Genomic DNA, 16,702 nt, shown 5'->3' with positions numbered 1-16,702 from the left:
GCTACTTAATTCAAATAGAATAGTAAAATGCAAAGTTTTAGAACAGAAATAGAAAATCCGATTGTAGAAAAAGATATTATTGAATTAGCAGATAAAATTGCACAATTTAATAACCTACAAATAGATGAAGAAAAATTTAGAAGTTTACGTTTAGCAAGAGGTGTTTACGGTCAGCGTCAAGCAGGCGTGCAAATGATTCGTATTAAATTGCCTTTTGGTAAAGTAATGAGCAATCAACTAAGAAGAATTGCTGATGTTTCTGATGAATATTCAAGAGGAAGATTACACATTACAACGCGTCAAGATATTCAAATTCACTATGTAGATTTACAAAGAACGCCAGAATTGTGGGCGCAATTAGAAAGAGATGATGTTACATTAAGAGAAGCTTGCGGAAATGTGGTAAGAAATGTTACTGCTTCAGAAACTGCGGGTATCGATATTAATGAACCTTTTGACGTTTCTCCATATGCAGTTGCTTTATTTAAATTCTTTTTACGTAACCCAATTTGTCAAGAAATGGGACGTAAATTCAAGGTTTCTTTTTCCGCTACGGATGAAGATACAGGTTTGTCGTATTTGCACGATTTAGGATATATTGCTAAAATAGAAAACGGAGTTAGAGGTTTTAAAGTGATGGTTGCCGGCGGATTAGGTTCTCAACCAAGGCACGCAGAAGTGCTCTATGATTTTCTGCCTTCGGATAAAATTATTCCGGTTATGGAAGGCGTTTTAAGAGTTTTTGACCGTTTTGGAGAACGTAAAAGTCGGGCTAAAGCAAGAATGAAATTCTTATTAAAAGATATCGGATTAGAAGCTTTTAGAGCTTTAATTGAAGAAGAACAAAATGCAATTGAATTTAAAACGGTTGTTATTGATGCGGATTCTTATGTGCCTTCAAAACCAGTTATTATTGAAGCGCCACAGGTAGAAATAAAAGATCAAGTTGCGTTTGATTTATGGAAATCAACAAATTTAATTCCGCAAAAGCAAGAAGGCTATGTTGCTATCGGAGTCAAAGTTTTATTAGGCGATTTTTATACAGACAAAGCACGATTATTAGCCGATTTAGTTGATACGTATGCCGCTAAAGAAATCCGTTTAACATTAAGGCAAAATATTGTAATTCCGTTTGTAAAGTTAGATTTAGTGCCACTTTTTTACACTGAATTAGAAAAACTAGGTTTTGTAGAAGCAGGTTATAACAAAGCGGTAGATATTACCGCGTGTCCAGGAACTGATACGTGTAATTTAGGAATTGCAAGCAGCACAGGAATTGCCGTAGAATTAGAAAAAGTAATTGCAGCAGAATATCCGCAGTATTTAAAAAACTCAGATTTAGTGATTAAAATTAGCGGTTGTATGAATGCTTGTGGACAGCATAATATGGCAAATATTGGTTTTCAAGGAATGACGGTACGAACGCCAGAAAAACTAATTGCACCCGCGTTGCAAGTTTTATTAGGCGGTGGAAATTTTGGAAACGGAAATGGCGCTTTTGCAGACAAAGTAGTAAAAGTACCAAGTAAAAGAGGTCCAGAAGCGTTGCGTAGAATTTTAAATGATTTTGAAGCCAATGCAAACGGAAAGCAATTTGTAGACTATTATAAAGTAACAGGTGAACGTTATTTTTATGATTTATTAAATGATTTACAGGATGTTAGCGATTTAACCCAAGAAGATTTTATTGATTGGGGCGAAGAAGATAAATATGTAAAAGAAATCGGAATTGGAGAGTGTGCCGGCGTTGTGATTGATTTAATTGCCACTTTATTTTTAGAAAGCGAAGAAAAGATTGACAATGCAATTGAAGCATTTGAAAATGGCGTGTATTCTGGAGCAATTTATTATGCATATCAATCTTTGGTAAATTCGGCAAAAGCATCTTTATTGGCAGAAGATGAAAAAACAAATAACCAAGCAACTATTATTTCTCAATTTGATGAAGTATTTATTTTATCCAAAAAAATAGCGTTGGAAACTTCTTTTTCAGAACTGATTTATCAAATTAATAAAAATGCGCCAACCAAAGAATTTGCTAAAAAATATATAGAAAATTCAACGGATTTTTTACAAAAAGTAAGAGCGTATAGAAATGCTGAGATTTCGGTTTTATAAAAAGTTAATTAAAGAAAAGATGAATTTAAAGAATCCAAAATTAACAGTTGTAGGTGCAGGTCCTGGAGATATAGATTTAATCACCGTAAAAGCGTTAAAAGTTTTAAAAACTGCAGATGTTGTTTTATATGATGCCTTAGTAAATGAAGAATTGTTGGATTTTATCAACCCAAAAGCAGAACTTATTTTCGTTGGTAAACGCAGAGGTTGTTACAAATATCAACAAGAACAAATTAATGAATTAATTGTTGCTCGAGCAAATTCTCACGGACATGTAGTTCGTTTAAAAGGAGGTGATCCTTTTATTTTTGGCAGAGGAGCAGAAGAAATGGAATATGCTGCAAATTATGGGATAGAAGTAGCCGTTGTTCCTGGAATTTCGTCCTCATTAGCAGTGCCCGCATCACAAAATATTCCCTTAACAAAACGCGGAAGCGCAGAAAGTTTTTGGGTAATTACAGGAACTACGAAAGAGCATCAAATATCGTCGGATATTAAATTAGCAGCTCAATCAAATGCTACGGTTGTAATTTTAATGGGAATGAGCAAATTGCCGCAAATTGTAAAATTATTTCAAGCAGAAGGTAAAAATGATTTACCGGTTGCGATTATTCAAGACGGAACAACATCCAAAGAAAAAACAGGAATCGGAACAGTTGATACGATAGCACAAATTGTTGCTGAAAAAGATTTAAGAAATCCTGCGATTATTGTCTTGGGAGAAGTGGTAAAACATCGTCAGACTATTTTGGAGATTCAACATCAATATGCAAAAGAATTAGTTTTTTAAGTATGGAACAAAATGAATTATATCCAATTTTTTTAAAAACACATCAATTAGAAACTTTAATTGTTGGCGGCGGATTTGTAGCCTTAGAAAAATTGTCTTTTTTATTAAAGTCAAGCCCAAATTCAAAAGTAACGATGGTTTCTCCTTTTTTTAGAGATGAAACACAAGCGTTGGCAAATAAATTTGGAATTAAAATGATTCTTGATAATTATCAAAATTCCTATTTAGAAGGCAAACACATGGTTGTTGCTACGACAGACAATGTAGCTGTAAATGTGCAAGTTTACAAAGATTGTAAAGAAAGAAACATTTTGGTAAATGTTGCTGATAATCCTCCGTATTGCGACTTTTATATGGGCGGAATTGTAACCAAAGGAAACGTAAAAATAGCGATTTCTACCAATGGAAAATCACCAACAACAGCTAAAAGATTACGTCAGTTTTTTGAAGATGTAATTCCGGATAATATTGATGATTTGGTAAAGAATTTGAATGAATATAGAAAAACCATCAAAGGAAACTTTGAAGAAAAAGTAGAAAAGCTAAACGAGTTTACAAAGAGTTTGGTAGGTAAATAAAAGTACAACGTCATTGCGAACGCAGTGAAGCAATCTGTTAATTTAAAAGAGATTGTTTTGTTCCTAGCAATGACAAGCAAAGCAAAATTATGATTACAACAGATATACTAATTATTGGCGCAGGACCAACAGGATTATTTACAGTTTTTGAAGCAGGTTTATTAAAATTAAAATGTCATTTAATTGATGCGTTACCGCAACCTGGAGGGCAATGTTCCGAGATTTATCCGAAGAAACCAATTTATGATATTCCTGCATATCCAGAGATTTTAGCAGGCGATTTAACGCATAAATTAATAGAACAAAGCAAACAATTTAAACCTGGTTTTACTTTAGGTGAACGCGCAGAAACAATTGACAAACAAGAGGACGGAACGTTTATTGTAACGACTAATAAAGGTACAAAACATCATGCAAAAATTGTTGCAATCGCTGGTGGTTTAGGTTCTTTTGAACCAAGAAAACCATTGATTTCGAATATTCAAAAATTTGAAGACAAAGGTGTTGAGTATATTATAAAAGAACCAGAATTATATCGAGATAAAAAAGTGGTGATTTCTGGTGGTGGAGATTCTGCTTTAGATTGGGCTGTTTTCTTATCTAATATTGCATCCGAAGTTACTTTAATCCACAGAAGAAACGAATTTAGAGGTGCGTTAGATTCCGTTGAAAAAGTACAAGAATTAAAGAATTTAGGAAAAATAAGATTAATTACGCCGGCAGAAGTAAAAGGAATTTTAGGCACTGATAAAGTAACAGGTGTTGCTGTACAAAAAGAAGGCGAAGATGCATTTATTGTAGATGCAGATCATTTTATTCCGTTGTTTGGATTGTCTCCAAAATTAGGTCCAATTGGCAATTGGGGATTAGAAATCGAGAAAAATGCTATCAAAGTAAACAACGCGTTAGATTATCAAACAAACATTCCGGGTGTGTATGCAATTGGCGATGTAAATACCTATCCTGGGAAGTTAAAATTAATTTTATGCGGATTTCATGAAGCAACTTTAATGTGTCAGAGTGCTTACAAACGAATTTTTCCTGATAAAAAATATGTAATGAAATATACCACAGTTGGTGGTGTAGATGGTTTTGATGGAACACGGAAGGAAGCTCCAAAAGCAGTAGTTAAGGCGATTCAGTAATATTTTTATAGAGTTTTGAAAAACTTTTAAGTACAATTATTGTTAGGTTTTTAGAATTTTATAGACAGAACAAATAGTAAGAAAAGAACGCAGAGGTTTTTAAAACCCGTGCGGTCTAACCAATCAAATTTCTTACTTTTGATGTTTGATAAAAAGATACAATGAGTTTAGATATTAATATAAAAATAACAGACAGAAACGGAGTCATTCACGAAGTTGTTGCACCAACAGACATGGCAATGAATTTGATGGAAATTGTTCGTTCGTATGAATTAGCAGAAGAAGGTACCATCGGGATTTGTGGCGGAATGGCAATGTGTGCTTCTTGTCAATGTTATGTAAATTCAGAACACAAATTACCAGAAATGACTGATGATGAAGATGCTATGTTAGCAGAAGCTTTTCATGTGCAAGACAATAGTAGGCTGGGTTGTCAAATACAAATGACCTCAGAAATGGATGGATTAGAAGTTGAATTAGCACCAGAAATTTAACAATCTAAATGAAAGAAGTAGAAGAAATAGTCGCGTTTAAGAATTATAGAATGTGTCTAAAAGACGCTGTTGGTGTTTTTACAAAAGAACTGATTAATAACTTATTTGATGTAAATCATTTAGGTGATAATGGACCGAAAACGAAATACAAGTTTTTAAAGATTCTAGAAAGATTATCTGTGGAAAATGGAGAAAATTTGTGGAACGATTTTGAAAATTCTTTTATTGACATCAGACAAAAATTAGATTTAGATGCAATTGCTGCGGAAAAAAGTGATCCAGCAGCTAAGAGTTTAGAAGAGGTGTATTTAGCATATCCGGGTTTTTATGCAATTGCGGTTCACAGATTAAGTCATAAATTATTGCAATTAGGAATTCCGGTTTTTCCAAGAGTGATGAGCGAATTTGCACATAGCATCACCGGCACAGATATTCATCCAGGAGCAGAAATAGGAGATTCATTTTTTATAGACCATGCAACGGGAATTGTTATTGGCGAAACGACCATTATCAAAAATAATGTACAGATTTTTCAAGGAGTTACTTTAGGCGGCATTCAGGTTAAAAAGAGTTTGGCATCCACAAAAAGGCATCCAACAATAGAAAGTAATGTAATTATTTATGCAAATGCAACCATTTTAGGTGGCGATGTTGTTATCGGAGAAAATTCGGTAATTGGCGCAAATGTATGTATAACTGAATCGATACCAGAAAATTCGGTGGTTACCGTTCGATCAGAAAATAAAATAGTCCAAAAAAGAAATTAATATGCAAACAAAAAGTATCATAGATTTCATAGGAAATACACCTTTGGTGGAAGCGCAACATATTTTCAAAAAAGAAGGCGTTACTTTATTACTCAAATTAGAAGGAAATAATCCTGGAGGAAGTGTAAAAGATAGAGCCGCGTATAATATGATTTTTGAAGCGCTCAATAAAAAAAACATAAAAAAAGGAGATACTTTAGTTGAAGCAACTAGTGGAAATACAGGAATTGCGTTGGCTTTAATGGCAAAGGTTTTAGGCGTTAACATGGTGTTGGTAATGCCAGAGAACTCAACCATAGAAAGAGTAAAGACAATGCGCGCTTATGGTGCAAAAGTGATTTTAACTTCGAAAGAGTTGGGTATAGAAGGTTCTAGAGACCATGCTTTAAAGTTAAAATACAAAAAAGGCTATTTTAGATTGAATCAATTTGACAATCCAGACAATTCGAAAGCACATTTTAAAACTACAGGTCCAGAAATATGGAGAGATACAGAAGGACAAGTAACGCATTTTATTGCGGCAATGGGAACTACAGGAACTATTATGGGAGTTTCCGATTATTTAAAAGGAAAAAATAAGGAAATTAAAATAATTGGAGCGCAACCCAAAGATGGCGCTAAAATACCCGGAATTAGAAAATGGCCTCAAGAGTATTTGCCTGCTATTTTTAATGCATCTAAAGTAGACGAAGTTATAGAAGTTAGTGAAGAAGAAGCAAAAGCGATGACACAAAGATTAGCATCCGAAGAAGGAATTTTTGCAGGAATGAGCAGCGGAGGTTCTGTATTAGCAGCTATAAAAGTAGCAGAAAAATTAGAAAAAGGAGTTGTTGTTGCTATTGTTTGCGATAGAGGCGACCGATATTTATCATCAACATTATTTGAGAAAGATTAAAAATAAATAAGACACGTATTTTACTTATTAACAAGAATTAAAAAGTACTATTTTGATAAAATAAGATACCGTTGATTTTCTTTTAGTCTAAATAATTTGTGAAATTCGTAAAATTAATGTCTAAAATTCAGCAATATTTACAGTATAAAATCCTACGAATAAAAAAATAAACCGTTAATTTGTAGCTCAGTTCATAAACTTATTGATTACGTTATCACGAAAGGCAGAGGGATTAGACCCATTGAAGCCTTGGCAACCTCTCATTTATGAGAAAGGTGCTACATTCTACAAGAAAATTCTGAATTAATTTTAGTATTTCTTGACAGATAACAGCGAAAAAATTACCTTTCCTGATGACATATTGATACTAATATCAAAAAAAATGTCACATATATACAAAGCTTTACAAGAACGAATTTTAGTTTTAGATGGTGCCATGGGCACGATGCTACAAGCCTATAAATTTACCGAAGAAGATTTTAGAGGAGAACGCTTTAAAGACTACCCAACACCTTTGCAAGGCAACAATGACTTGTTATCAATAACACAGCCAGAAGCTATTAAAACCATTCATGCTAAGTATTTTGAAGCAGGTGCAGATATTATAGAAACCAATACTTTTTCAGGTACAACGATTGCAATGGCAGATTATCAACTAGAAGATTTAGTCTATGAATTAAATTTTCAATCAGCAAAAATTGCCAAAGAAGTTGCAGATTTATTTACAGCGAAAAACCCTCAGAAGCCAAGGTTTGTAGCAGGTTCAATCGGCCCAACAAACAGAACGGCAAGTATGTCTCCGGATGTAAATGATCCTGGATATAGAGCAGTAACTTTTGATGATTTAAGAATTGCTTACAAACAACAAACAGAAGCTTTAATGGATGGCGGAGTTGATTTACTACTAGTAGAAACAGTGTTTGATACGTTAAATGCAAAAGCGGCTTTGTTTGCGATTGAAGAAGTAAAGGAGGAAAGAAATATTGATATTCCTATTATGCTTTCGGGCACAATTACAGACGCATCAGGTAGAACTTTATCTGGGCAAACAGCAGAGGCTTTTTTAATTTCTGTTTCTCACATTCCACTTTTATCTGTAGGATTTAATTGTGCTTTAGGCGCTAATTTATTACAACCACATTTAGAGGCGATTGCTAACAAAACAGACTTTGCAATTTCTGCGCATCCAAATGCAGGTTTACCAAATGCATTTGGAGAATATGATGAAACTCCGGAAGAAATGGGCGAGCAAATTGAAGAATACTTAAAGAAAGATTTGATAAATATTATTGGCGGATGCTGTGGCACAAGTCCAGAACATATAAGAGTAATTGCAAATATTGCATCAAAATATAAACCAAGAGAAGTGGTTTTTGGTTTGTAGTTTTTGGTTGTTTGTTAAAAAAGAAATATGAAGTCATATATAGATTTAGAGGTTTGGAAATATTCAAGAGAATTGGTTAAGTTGGTTTATTTATTAACAAAATCATTTCCTAAAGAAGAATTATATGCATTAACTAATCAAATTAGAAGAAGTGTTATTTCTGTGCCTTCAAATATTGCTGAAGGTATTGGAAGACAATCAAACAAAGAAATAATTCATTTTTTACACATAGCAAAAGGATCTTTACAACAAGTAGAAACATAATTGTATTTTGATTTAGAATATATATCAGAAATTGAATTAAATAATATTTTAGAAAAAGTAGTATCAAATAAAAAGTTGTTAAACGGTTTTATTAATTATTACAAGAAGTTATAGATATGAGTGAGACCAAAAACCAAAAACCAAAAACTAAAAACCAAAAAAAGTACATGAAATTGTCTGGTTTAGAACCTTTGGTTTTAAACGAAAACAGCAATTTTATCAATGTTGGTGAACGAACAAATGTAGCCGGTTCTCGTAAGTTTTTAAGGCTGATAAAAGAAGAGCGATTTGATGAAGCTTTAGACGTTGCAAGACATCAAGTGGATGGTGGAGCGCAAATTATAGATATTAATTTTGATGATGGATTAATTGACGGTAAAGAATCAATGGTTCGTTTTTTGAATTTAATTGCGGCAGAACCAGATATTTGCAGAGTTCCGATTATGATTGATAGCTCTAAATGGGAAATTATTGAAGCGGGTTTAAAAGTCGTTCAAGGTAAATGTATCGTAAATTCAATTTCTTTAAAAGAAGGAGAAGAAAAATTTATTTGGGAAGCAAAACAAATAAAACGCTACGGAGCTGCAGTAATTGTGATGGCTTTTGATGAAAACGGTCAAGCAGATAATTACGAACGAAGATTAGAAATTGCAAAACGATCATATGATATTTTAGTGAATGTTGTTCATTTTGCATCCGAAGATATTATTTTCGATTTAAATATTTTTCCTGTAGCCACAGGGATGGATGAACATAAAAAAAATGCCATCGATTTTATTGAAGCTACAAGATGGGTAAGACAAAATTTACCCAATGTTTCTGTAAGTGGCGGCGTTAGTAATGTTTCCTTCTCTTTTCGAGGAAATGACGGCGTTCGTGAAGCGATGCATTCTGTGTTTTTGTACCATGCAATTCAGGCTGGTATGAATATCGGAATTGTAAATCCTGCTTTGTTAGAAATTTATGATGACATTCCGAAGGATTTATTAGAACGTGTTGAAGATGTAATTCTCGATCGAAGAGAAGATGCAACCGAGCGTTTGTTAGATTTTGCAGAAACCGTAAAAGGTTCTAAAGTAGAAAAAGGATTGGATTTATCTTGGAGAGAAAATTCGTTACAAGACAGAATTACGCATGCTTTGGTAAAAGGAATTGATGCTTTTATCATTGAAGATGTTGAAACAGCTAGACAAGAAGCATATAAAACAATAGAAGTAATTGAAGGTCATTTAATGATTGGTATGAATGTGGTTGGCGATTTATTCGGAGCCGGAAAAATGTTTTTGCCTCAAGTTGTAAAATCTGCACGTGTAATGAAAAAGGCGGTTGGTTATTTAAATCCGTTTATTGAAGCAGAAAAAGGTGACAAACAAGAACCAGTTGGTAAAATTTTAATGGCAACCGTAAAAGGTGATGTGCATGATATTGGTAAAAATATTGTGAGTGTTGTTTTGGCGTGTAATAATTATGAAATTATAGATTTAGGCGTGATGGTTCCGCCAGAAAAAATTATAGAAACTGCCAAAAGGGAAAAGGTAGATGCGATTGGTTTAAGCGGATTAATTACGCCTTCTTTAGATGAAATGGTCTATTTAGCCAAAGAAATGGAGCGTCAAAATTTTGTATTGCCTTTACTAATTGGTGGTGCAACAACATCTAAAGCGCATACAGCGGTTAAGATTGATACACAATATAAAAATGCAGTTGTGCATGTAAATGATGCATCAAGAGCAGTAACGGTTGTTGGGGATTTATTAAATAAGAAAACGAGTCATTTATATACAGCAAAATTAAAGAAGGATTATGATGAGTTTAGATCTAAGTTTTTAAAACGAGGTAAAGAAAAATCATATGTTTCTATAAAAGAGGCTCGTAAAAGAAAGTATAAGATTGATTGGAATACATCAGAAATTGTAAAACCAAAAGAATTAGGAATTCAGACTTTAGAGCAATTGAGTTTAAAAGAATTAGTTCCGTTTATAGATTGGAGTCCGTTTTTTAGAAGTTGGGATTTACATGGAAAGTTTCCAGATATTCTTACGGATGAAGTTGTTGGCGAACAGGCTTCAATCATGTATGAGGAAGCTCAAAAAATGATTCAAGAAATTATTACAAAACAATCTTTAAAACCAAAAGCTATTTTTGGTTTGTTTGAAGCAAATGCTATTAATGAAGATGATATTTCGATTCAGAAAAAAGGAAAAGAAATTGCTGTTTTTAGAACTTTACGTCAGCAATTAAAAAAACGAGAAGGAATTTCGAGTTTAGCGTTATCAGATTTTATTGCTCCGAAAGAAACGAATAGAACAGATTATATGGGTACTTTTTGTGTGGCAATTTTTGGTGCGCAAGAATTAGCAGACAGTTACAAAGCAAAAGAAGACGATTACAATGCAATTATGGCGCAAGCAATTGCAGACCGTTTTGCAGAAGCCATGGCAGAATATTTACACAAACAAATTAGAGTTAAACATTGGGGTTATGATGCTGATGAAGGCTTAACGAATGACGATTTAATCAAAGAAAGTTACAAAGGTATTCGGCCTGCGCCCGGATATCCAGCCTGTCCAGATCATTTAGAAAAAGAAACGATTTGGGAGTTGTTAGACGTAGAAAATAGGATAGGCGTAAAGCTAACAGAAAGTATGGCAATGTGGCCAGCAGCAGCGGTATCCGGATATTATTTTGCAAACAAAGAAGCAAAGTATTTTGGTTTAGGTAAAATCACGGATGATCAAGTTACCGATTATTCAGAAAGAAAAGGAATTACAAAACAGAAAGCAAGAAAGTGGTTGCATCCGGCGCTTGCAGAAGAATAAATTTAAAATCTTTGAAGTCTGTTTTTGACGCAAGAGTAAGTTTGCGTTAGCGATTGAAACGGCATCCTTTTTATGCTAAACGTATTTAAATATTGTTAGGATTTTTAAATTGCTGTAGATAGAAAGAAATACATGCTACATCTAAGTAGGCATAAAAAGATATAGTAAAAAGCGCGACCCTTGTGGTAACGCCCAAAAAGATAAAATTAGATTAATAACATAAAATTACCCGCAACAGTTGCTCTTTTTGAAGAGGAATTAAGGGAAGCCAATGAAAGTTACAGAACATATTAAAAAAGCAAACGGAAAAACATTATTTACTTTTGAAATTATTCCGCCAAAAAAAGGGAATAGTATACAGGAATTGTATAATAATATTGACCCGTTAATGGAGTTTAATCCACCTTTTATAGACGTTACAACTTCTAGAGAAGAGTATATTTATATTGATAAAGGCAATGGTTTATTAGATAGAAAAATAACCAGAATGCGCCCAGGAACTGTTGGTATTTGTGCGGCAATTAAGCATAAATACGATGTAGATACCGTTCCGCATGTTTTGTGTGGGGGTTTTTCTAAAGAAGAAACAGAATACTTATTGGTAGATTGTCATTACTTAGGAATTGACAATGTAATGGCTTTAAGAGGTGATGCAATGAGTCATCAAAAATACTTTGAGCCAAGTAAAAACGGCAACTATTTTGCAAAAGATTTAGTGGCGCAAATTAATGATTTAAATTGTGGTAAATATTTACATGATGTTGTGGAAGCCGATGATAAGGCTGATTTTTGTATTGGAGTTGCTGGCTATCCAGAGAAACATTTAGAAGCACCTTCTTTACAAACGGATTTAAAACGATTAAAAGAAAAGGTTGATGCCGGCGCCGATTATGTGGTAACACAAATGTTTTTTGATAATAAAAAATATTTTCAGTTTGTAGAAGCTGCAAAAAAAGCAGGGATTCATGTGCCAATTATTCCGGGAATAAAACCAATTGCTATAAAACGTCATTTACAATTATTGCCACAAGTTTTTAAAATTGATTTACCGGAAATATTAATTGACGAAATAGAAAAATGTAAATCAAACATAGATGTTCGTCAAGTAGGTATTGAATGGACAATTCAACAATCTAAAGAATTATTAGCAGCAGGAGTGCCAGTTTTACACTATTATTCTATGGGGAAAAGCGATAATATTAGGGCGATTGCAGAAGAATTGTTTTAAAGAATTTATCAAAAAAGAACTTAAACTTTGTGCTTTTATAAGATATCTGTTCTTTGTAAGCATAAATACTATTTATAGACAAATAGTAAAAAGTAATTTTTTAAAATATTCAAAGAAAATAAAATGATTACTTTTGTTTAGATAAATTAAAAATAAGATCTTAAAACAAAATAAAATGGCATTAGAAATAACAGACGCGAATTTTGACGAACTAGTATTAAAATCAGACAAACCAGTTTTAGTAGACTTCTGGGCAGCTTGGTGTGGACCATGTAGAATGGTTGGACCAATTGTTGATGAAATTTATGCTGAATACGAAGGGAAAGCTATTGTAGGTAAAGTAGATGTGGATGCCAATCAAGAATTTGCTGCTAAATACGGAGTACGTAATATACCAACAGTCTTAATTTTTAAGAATGGAGAAGTTGTTGATAAACAAGTAGGTGTTGCTCCAAAAAATGTGTACACAGGTAAAATAGACGCAGCGATGTAGTTGTTTATAAATTTATATATTTAAAAAGGTTTGGCTAACGTCAAACCTTTTTTTATTTTTAGGATCTAAACATTTTAAATGAATCGTTACTCCTTACTATTTGCTGTTTTTTTTATTTTAATATCTTGTGGTAAACAAGGTTCTTCTAAAATAGAACTTGAAACTGGTGTTTCATTAGAGTTGGCGACCTATAGAAAACAACAAATTTCTGATGTTGTTTATAATTTAGACTTTAGAATCCCCGAAGATAAAAAGGAATCTATTCAATCAAAATTAGTGATGCTATTTTCATTGAATGATTTGAATAACGATCTGTTTCTTGATTTTAACGAAGAAACTTCAAACTTGAAATCTATCCAAATAAATGGAAAAAAATTAGTAATAAATCATCAAAAAGAACACCTTATTATTGATAAAGCAGCGCTTGTTTTGGGAAAGAATTCAATAGAAATACTTTTTGATGCTGGCGAGAAATCACTAAACAGAAATGAAGAGTTTTTATACACTTTATTAGTGCCAGATAGAGCAAGTACCTTATTTCCTTGTTTTGATCAACCAGATATAAAAGCGAACTATAATTTAACAATTACAGCACCAAGAGATTGGAAAGTACTCTGCGGTGGTTTTGAAGAAAGTAGTTTAGAAACTGATGGTTTTACAGAACATATTTTTAGAACTTCAGATTTAATGAGTACCTATTTATTTTCGTTTGTTGCTGGTAAATTCACCGAAGTAACAAAAAATCCGGGAGCATTTGACATGCGTTTCTTGTATAGAGAAAATAATAAAGAAAAAATAGATGAAAGTGTAGATGCCGTATTTAAAATTCATCAAAATTCGATCGATTTTCTAGAAGCATATACGCAAGTTAAATTTCCATTTCAAAAAATGGATTTTGTTTCGATTCCGCCTTTTCAATATGGCGGCATGGAACATGTTGGTGCAATTCAGTACCGAGAAGCTTCTTTGTTTTTAGATAAAAATGCTACTGAAAACAATAAATTAAATAGAGCAAAATTAATAGCCCACGAAACTTCGCATATGTGGTTTGGAGATTTAGTTACCATGCGTTGGTTTAATGATGTTTGGATGAAAGAAGTTTTTGCTAATTTTATGGCAGATAAAATTATGAATCCTGTTTTTCCTGAAGTCAATCATGATTTAAATTTTATGATGACACATTACCCAAGTGCATATTCCGAAGACAGAACAAAAGGTACAAATGCAATTCGTCAGTATTTAGGAAACCTGAAAAATGCGGGGTCTTTGTATGGAAGAATTATTTACAATAAAGCGCCAATTATGATGCGTCAGTTGGAGTTTTTATTGGGTGAAGATGGTTTTCGAGCCGGCATTCAAGAATACATAAAAACCTACCAAAACTCAAATGCAGATTGGAGTGAACTAGTTGCTATTTTCGATAAAAAATCTGAAGGGGATATTAAAAGTTGGAGTGATGTATGGGTGAATTCTTATGGAAGACCAATTTTTTCTGAAGAAATTGAATATAATGAAAAAGGAAATGTCACGAAATTTATTATCCATCAAAAAGCAGAAGACGGTTCGGCAAAAATTTGGACGCAATCTTTTAAAATTCAATTAAAAGATGCCAGAGGATATGTAAAAAATATCACTTTAAAAAATATAGGTAACTCTTTTGATATTACTTCAGCCACAAAAGATTTTAAACCAGGACAGGTTTTATATAATATAGACGGATTTGGTTATGGCGTTTTTCCTATTTATAAAAATGAAATAAACACCTATAAACATATTGATGATGAAGTTTCAAGAGGATATCAATACATTAATTTATATGAAAATATGTTGAATGTGGTAATTTCTCCTATCGATACCTATCAAGTATATTTAGATGCAATTGAAGGCGAGAAAAATGAGTTAATTACTAATTATTTATCCGAAAGTATTCAGAATATATTTTGGACATTTTTAACAAATCAACAACAAAATCAAATTCAACAGAAAACAGAAAATCAAATTTTTGGACTGCTAGAAAAAGATTTGCCATCAAATATCAAAAAAACTTTATTTGATTTGTATGAGTCCATTGCAATTTCGGAAAAAGGAAAAGAAAATTTATATCAAATTTGGAATGAAGAAATGAAGATTAAAGACCTTTTTTTAAATGAAGAGGATTTTACTTCTTTAGCCATGAAATTAGCTATTTATAAACACTCTAAGGCAACAGAAATTTTGGTAGTACAACAAACTAGAATTTCGAACCTAGATAGATTGGACCGTTTTAAATGGTTATTACCATCACTGTCTCAAGATTCAACGATAAGAGATGCCTTTATGAAATCGCTTTTACAAAAAGAGTATCGTGAAAAAGAAGCTTGGGTGCAGACGGCTTTGAGTTCAATTCATCATCCGTTAAGACAAAAATCATCTATAAAACATTTAAAATCAATTATAGAAACTTTGGAAGAGGTTCAATTAACAGGTGATATTTTCTTTCCTAAAGGATGGTTAGCGTCTTCCATTGGTAAATATTCATCAAAAGAAGCAGCTATTATTTTGCAAGATTTTTTAGAGGAAAATCCTGACTACAATCCTATTTTATTAAAAAAACTATTACAAACTACCGATAATTTAACGAGAGCTCAAAGCATTAAGAAATAGTATGAATCTATCCGAAGTTAAATCATCAGAAATAAAAAACTTAGACATCCTTGCCAAGCAAGTGGTTGAGGGTTTTATAACAGGTATTCATAAAAGTCCGTTTCACGGCTTTTCTGTCGAGTTTTCTGAACACAAATTATACAATAACGGCGAAAGTACGCGTCATATCGATTGGAAATTATTTGCTAAAACAGAAAAGTTATACATTAAAAAATACGAAGAAGAAACAAATTTAAGATGTCATATAATTATCGATAATTCGGCCTCGATGCATTATCCTGTTGTAAAAAAGGAATCTATTGATACTTTATCTAAAGTGGGATTTGCTGCAGTTGCAGCAGCATCTTTAATGGAAATATTAAAAAGACAAAGAGATGCCGTAGGATTAAGTATTTATTCGGATTCGTATGAGTTTTATGCGCCAGAAAAAGGAAGTGAGCGTCACAGAAAAATGTTGTTGCATCAATTAGAGCAATTATTAGTTTCTAGTTCTTCTAAAACTACAGAGACGTATCAGTATTTGCATGAAATAGCAGAAAAGATGCACAGACGTTCTTTAATTTTTTTATTTACGGATATGTTTCAGACAAATAAAGACGATGAATCGCTTTTTGAAGCCTTACGTCATCTAAAATATAACAAACATGAGGTGGTTTTGTTCCATACTTTTGACGGAAAAACTGAATTTAACTTCAATTTTGACAATTCTCCGAAGAAATTTGTGGATGTGGAGACCGGAGAAGAAATAAATGTTTACGCTGAGAATATTCAGGAGAAATATAAAAACCTTGTCGAAAATTTCTTTAAAGAATTGAAGAATAAATGCTTACAATATAAAATAGATTATGTTCCTTTAGACATTCATTTGGGTTTTGATCAGGTTCTGATAAATTATTTAATAAGTAGAAAAAAAATCTTATAATTTCTTTGTGTAATTAAAAAACAGAGTTATATTTGCAACCGCTAACAGCAACGGTTTGGTAGTTCAGTTGGTTAGAATACCTGCCTGTCACGCAGGGGGTCGCGGGTTCGAGTCCCGTCCAGACCGCAAAAAGCATCTCATTTGAGATGCTTTTTTTGTTTA

Annotated in this window: 14 protein-coding genes, 1 tRNA gene and 1 riboswitch; all 15 genes read left to right on the top strand. The window is 32.7% G+C overall.

The window, feature by feature from the left end; genetic code table 11:
* Nucleotides 1-27: 27 nt before the first annotated feature.
* The 15 genes from BTO16_RS09570 to BTO16_RS09500 all read left to right on the top strand — a co-directional run bounded on the left by BTO16_RS09570 (nt 28) and on the right by BTO16_RS09500 (nt 16,666).
* The gene (locus tag BTO16_RS09570; protein ID WP_105021352.1) at nt 28-2,118 is read left to right on the top strand and encodes a HEPN domain-containing protein; all 2,091 of its coding nucleotides are present in this window, start codon (nt 28-30) and stop codon (nt 2,116-2,118) included.
* A 19-nt stretch (nt 2,119-2,137) separates the two neighbouring features.
* The gene (cobA, locus tag BTO16_RS09565) at nt 2,138-2,908 is read left to right on the top strand and encodes a uroporphyrinogen-III C-methyltransferase (protein WP_211298217.1); all 771 of its coding nucleotides are present in this window, start codon (nt 2,138-2,140) and stop codon (nt 2,906-2,908) included.
* Between the two features lie 2 nt (nt 2,909-2,910).
* Nucleotides 2,911-3,486, top strand: a complete 576-nt coding sequence (locus BTO16_RS09560) for a precorrin-2 dehydrogenase/sirohydrochlorin ferrochelatase family protein (RefSeq protein ID WP_105021350.1) — start codon at nt 2,911-2,913, stop codon at nt 3,484-3,486.
* Nucleotides 3,487-3,575: 89 nt separating this feature from the next.
* Nucleotides 3,576-4,631 carry an NAD(P)/FAD-dependent oxidoreductase gene (locus BTO16_RS09555; RefSeq protein WP_105021349.1) on the top strand — a complete coding sequence of 352 codons (1,056 nt, stop codon included), beginning with the start codon at nt 3,576-3,578 and terminating at the stop codon, nt 4,629-4,631.
* Nucleotides 4,632-4,792: 161 nt separating this feature from the next.
* Nucleotides 4,793-5,125, top strand: coding sequence for a 2Fe-2S iron-sulfur cluster-binding protein (locus BTO16_RS09550; RefSeq protein ID WP_105021348.1), 333 nt, complete (start codon nt 4,793-4,795; stop codon nt 5,123-5,125).
* 8 nt (nt 5,126-5,133) lie between these two features.
* On the top strand, nt 5,134-5,892 hold the full coding sequence (gene epsC / locus BTO16_RS09545; RefSeq protein ID WP_105021347.1) for a serine O-acetyltransferase EpsC: 759 nt from the start codon (nt 5,134-5,136) through the stop codon (nt 5,890-5,892).
* Between the two features lies 1 nt (nt 5,893).
* Nucleotides 5,894-6,787 (top strand): cysteine synthase CysM, encoded by an 894-nt coding sequence (cysM, locus tag BTO16_RS09540; RefSeq protein WP_105021346.1) that lies wholly within the window; start codon nt 5,894-5,896, stop codon nt 6,785-6,787.
* Nucleotides 6,788-6,995: 208 nt separating this feature from the next.
* Nucleotides 6,996-7,120, top strand: a riboswitch (SAM riboswitch).
* 49 nt (nt 7,121-7,169) lie between these two features.
* Nucleotides 7,170-8,171: a homocysteine S-methyltransferase family protein gene (locus BTO16_RS09535; RefSeq protein WP_105021572.1), complete on the top strand. Its 1,002-nt coding sequence runs from the start codon at nt 7,170-7,172 to the stop codon at nt 8,169-8,171.
* Between the two features lie 27 nt (nt 8,172-8,198).
* Nucleotides 8,199-8,435 carry a four helix bundle protein gene (locus BTO16_RS09530; protein ID WP_317045800.1) on the top strand — a complete coding sequence of 79 codons (237 nt, stop codon included), beginning with the start codon at nt 8,199-8,201 and terminating at the stop codon, nt 8,433-8,435.
* 116 nt (nt 8,436-8,551) lie between these two features.
* Nucleotides 8,552-11,254, top strand: a complete 2,703-nt coding sequence (gene metH / locus BTO16_RS09525) for a methionine synthase (RefSeq protein ID WP_105021345.1) — start codon at nt 8,552-8,554, stop codon at nt 11,252-11,254.
* A 271-nt stretch (nt 11,255-11,525) separates the two neighbouring features.
* On the top strand, nt 11,526-12,482 hold the full coding sequence (metF, locus tag BTO16_RS09520; protein ID WP_105021344.1) for a methylenetetrahydrofolate reductase [NAD(P)H]: 957 nt from the start codon (nt 11,526-11,528) through the stop codon (nt 12,480-12,482).
* Nucleotides 12,483-12,657: 175 nt separating this feature from the next.
* The gene (gene trxA / locus BTO16_RS09515) at nt 12,658-12,975 is read left to right on the top strand and encodes a thioredoxin (protein ID WP_104808105.1); all 318 of its coding nucleotides are present in this window, start codon (nt 12,658-12,660) and stop codon (nt 12,973-12,975) included.
* Nucleotides 12,976-13,053: 78 nt separating this feature from the next.
* A complete protein-coding gene (locus tag BTO16_RS09510; protein WP_105021343.1) occupies nt 13,054-15,618 on the top strand; it encodes a M1 family metallopeptidase in 2,565 nt (854 codons plus the stop codon).
* 1 nt (nt 15,619) lies between these two features.
* A complete protein-coding gene (locus BTO16_RS09505; RefSeq protein WP_105021342.1) occupies nt 15,620-16,540 on the top strand; it encodes a DUF58 domain-containing protein in 921 nt (306 codons plus the stop codon).
* 52 nt (nt 16,541-16,592) lie between these two features.
* Nucleotides 16,593-16,666: transfer RNA gene (locus tag BTO16_RS09500), tRNA-Asp, on the top strand.
* Nucleotides 16,667-16,702 lie beyond the last annotated feature (36 nt).

The organism is Polaribacter glomeratus (genome assembly GCF_002954665.1).
GTDB lineage: Bacteria > Bacteroidota > Bacteroidia > Flavobacteriales > Flavobacteriaceae > Polaribacter > Polaribacter glomeratus.
The sequence above is the reverse complement of the archived record's forward strand: the minus strand, read 5'-3'. Positions and strand labels throughout refer to the sequence as shown.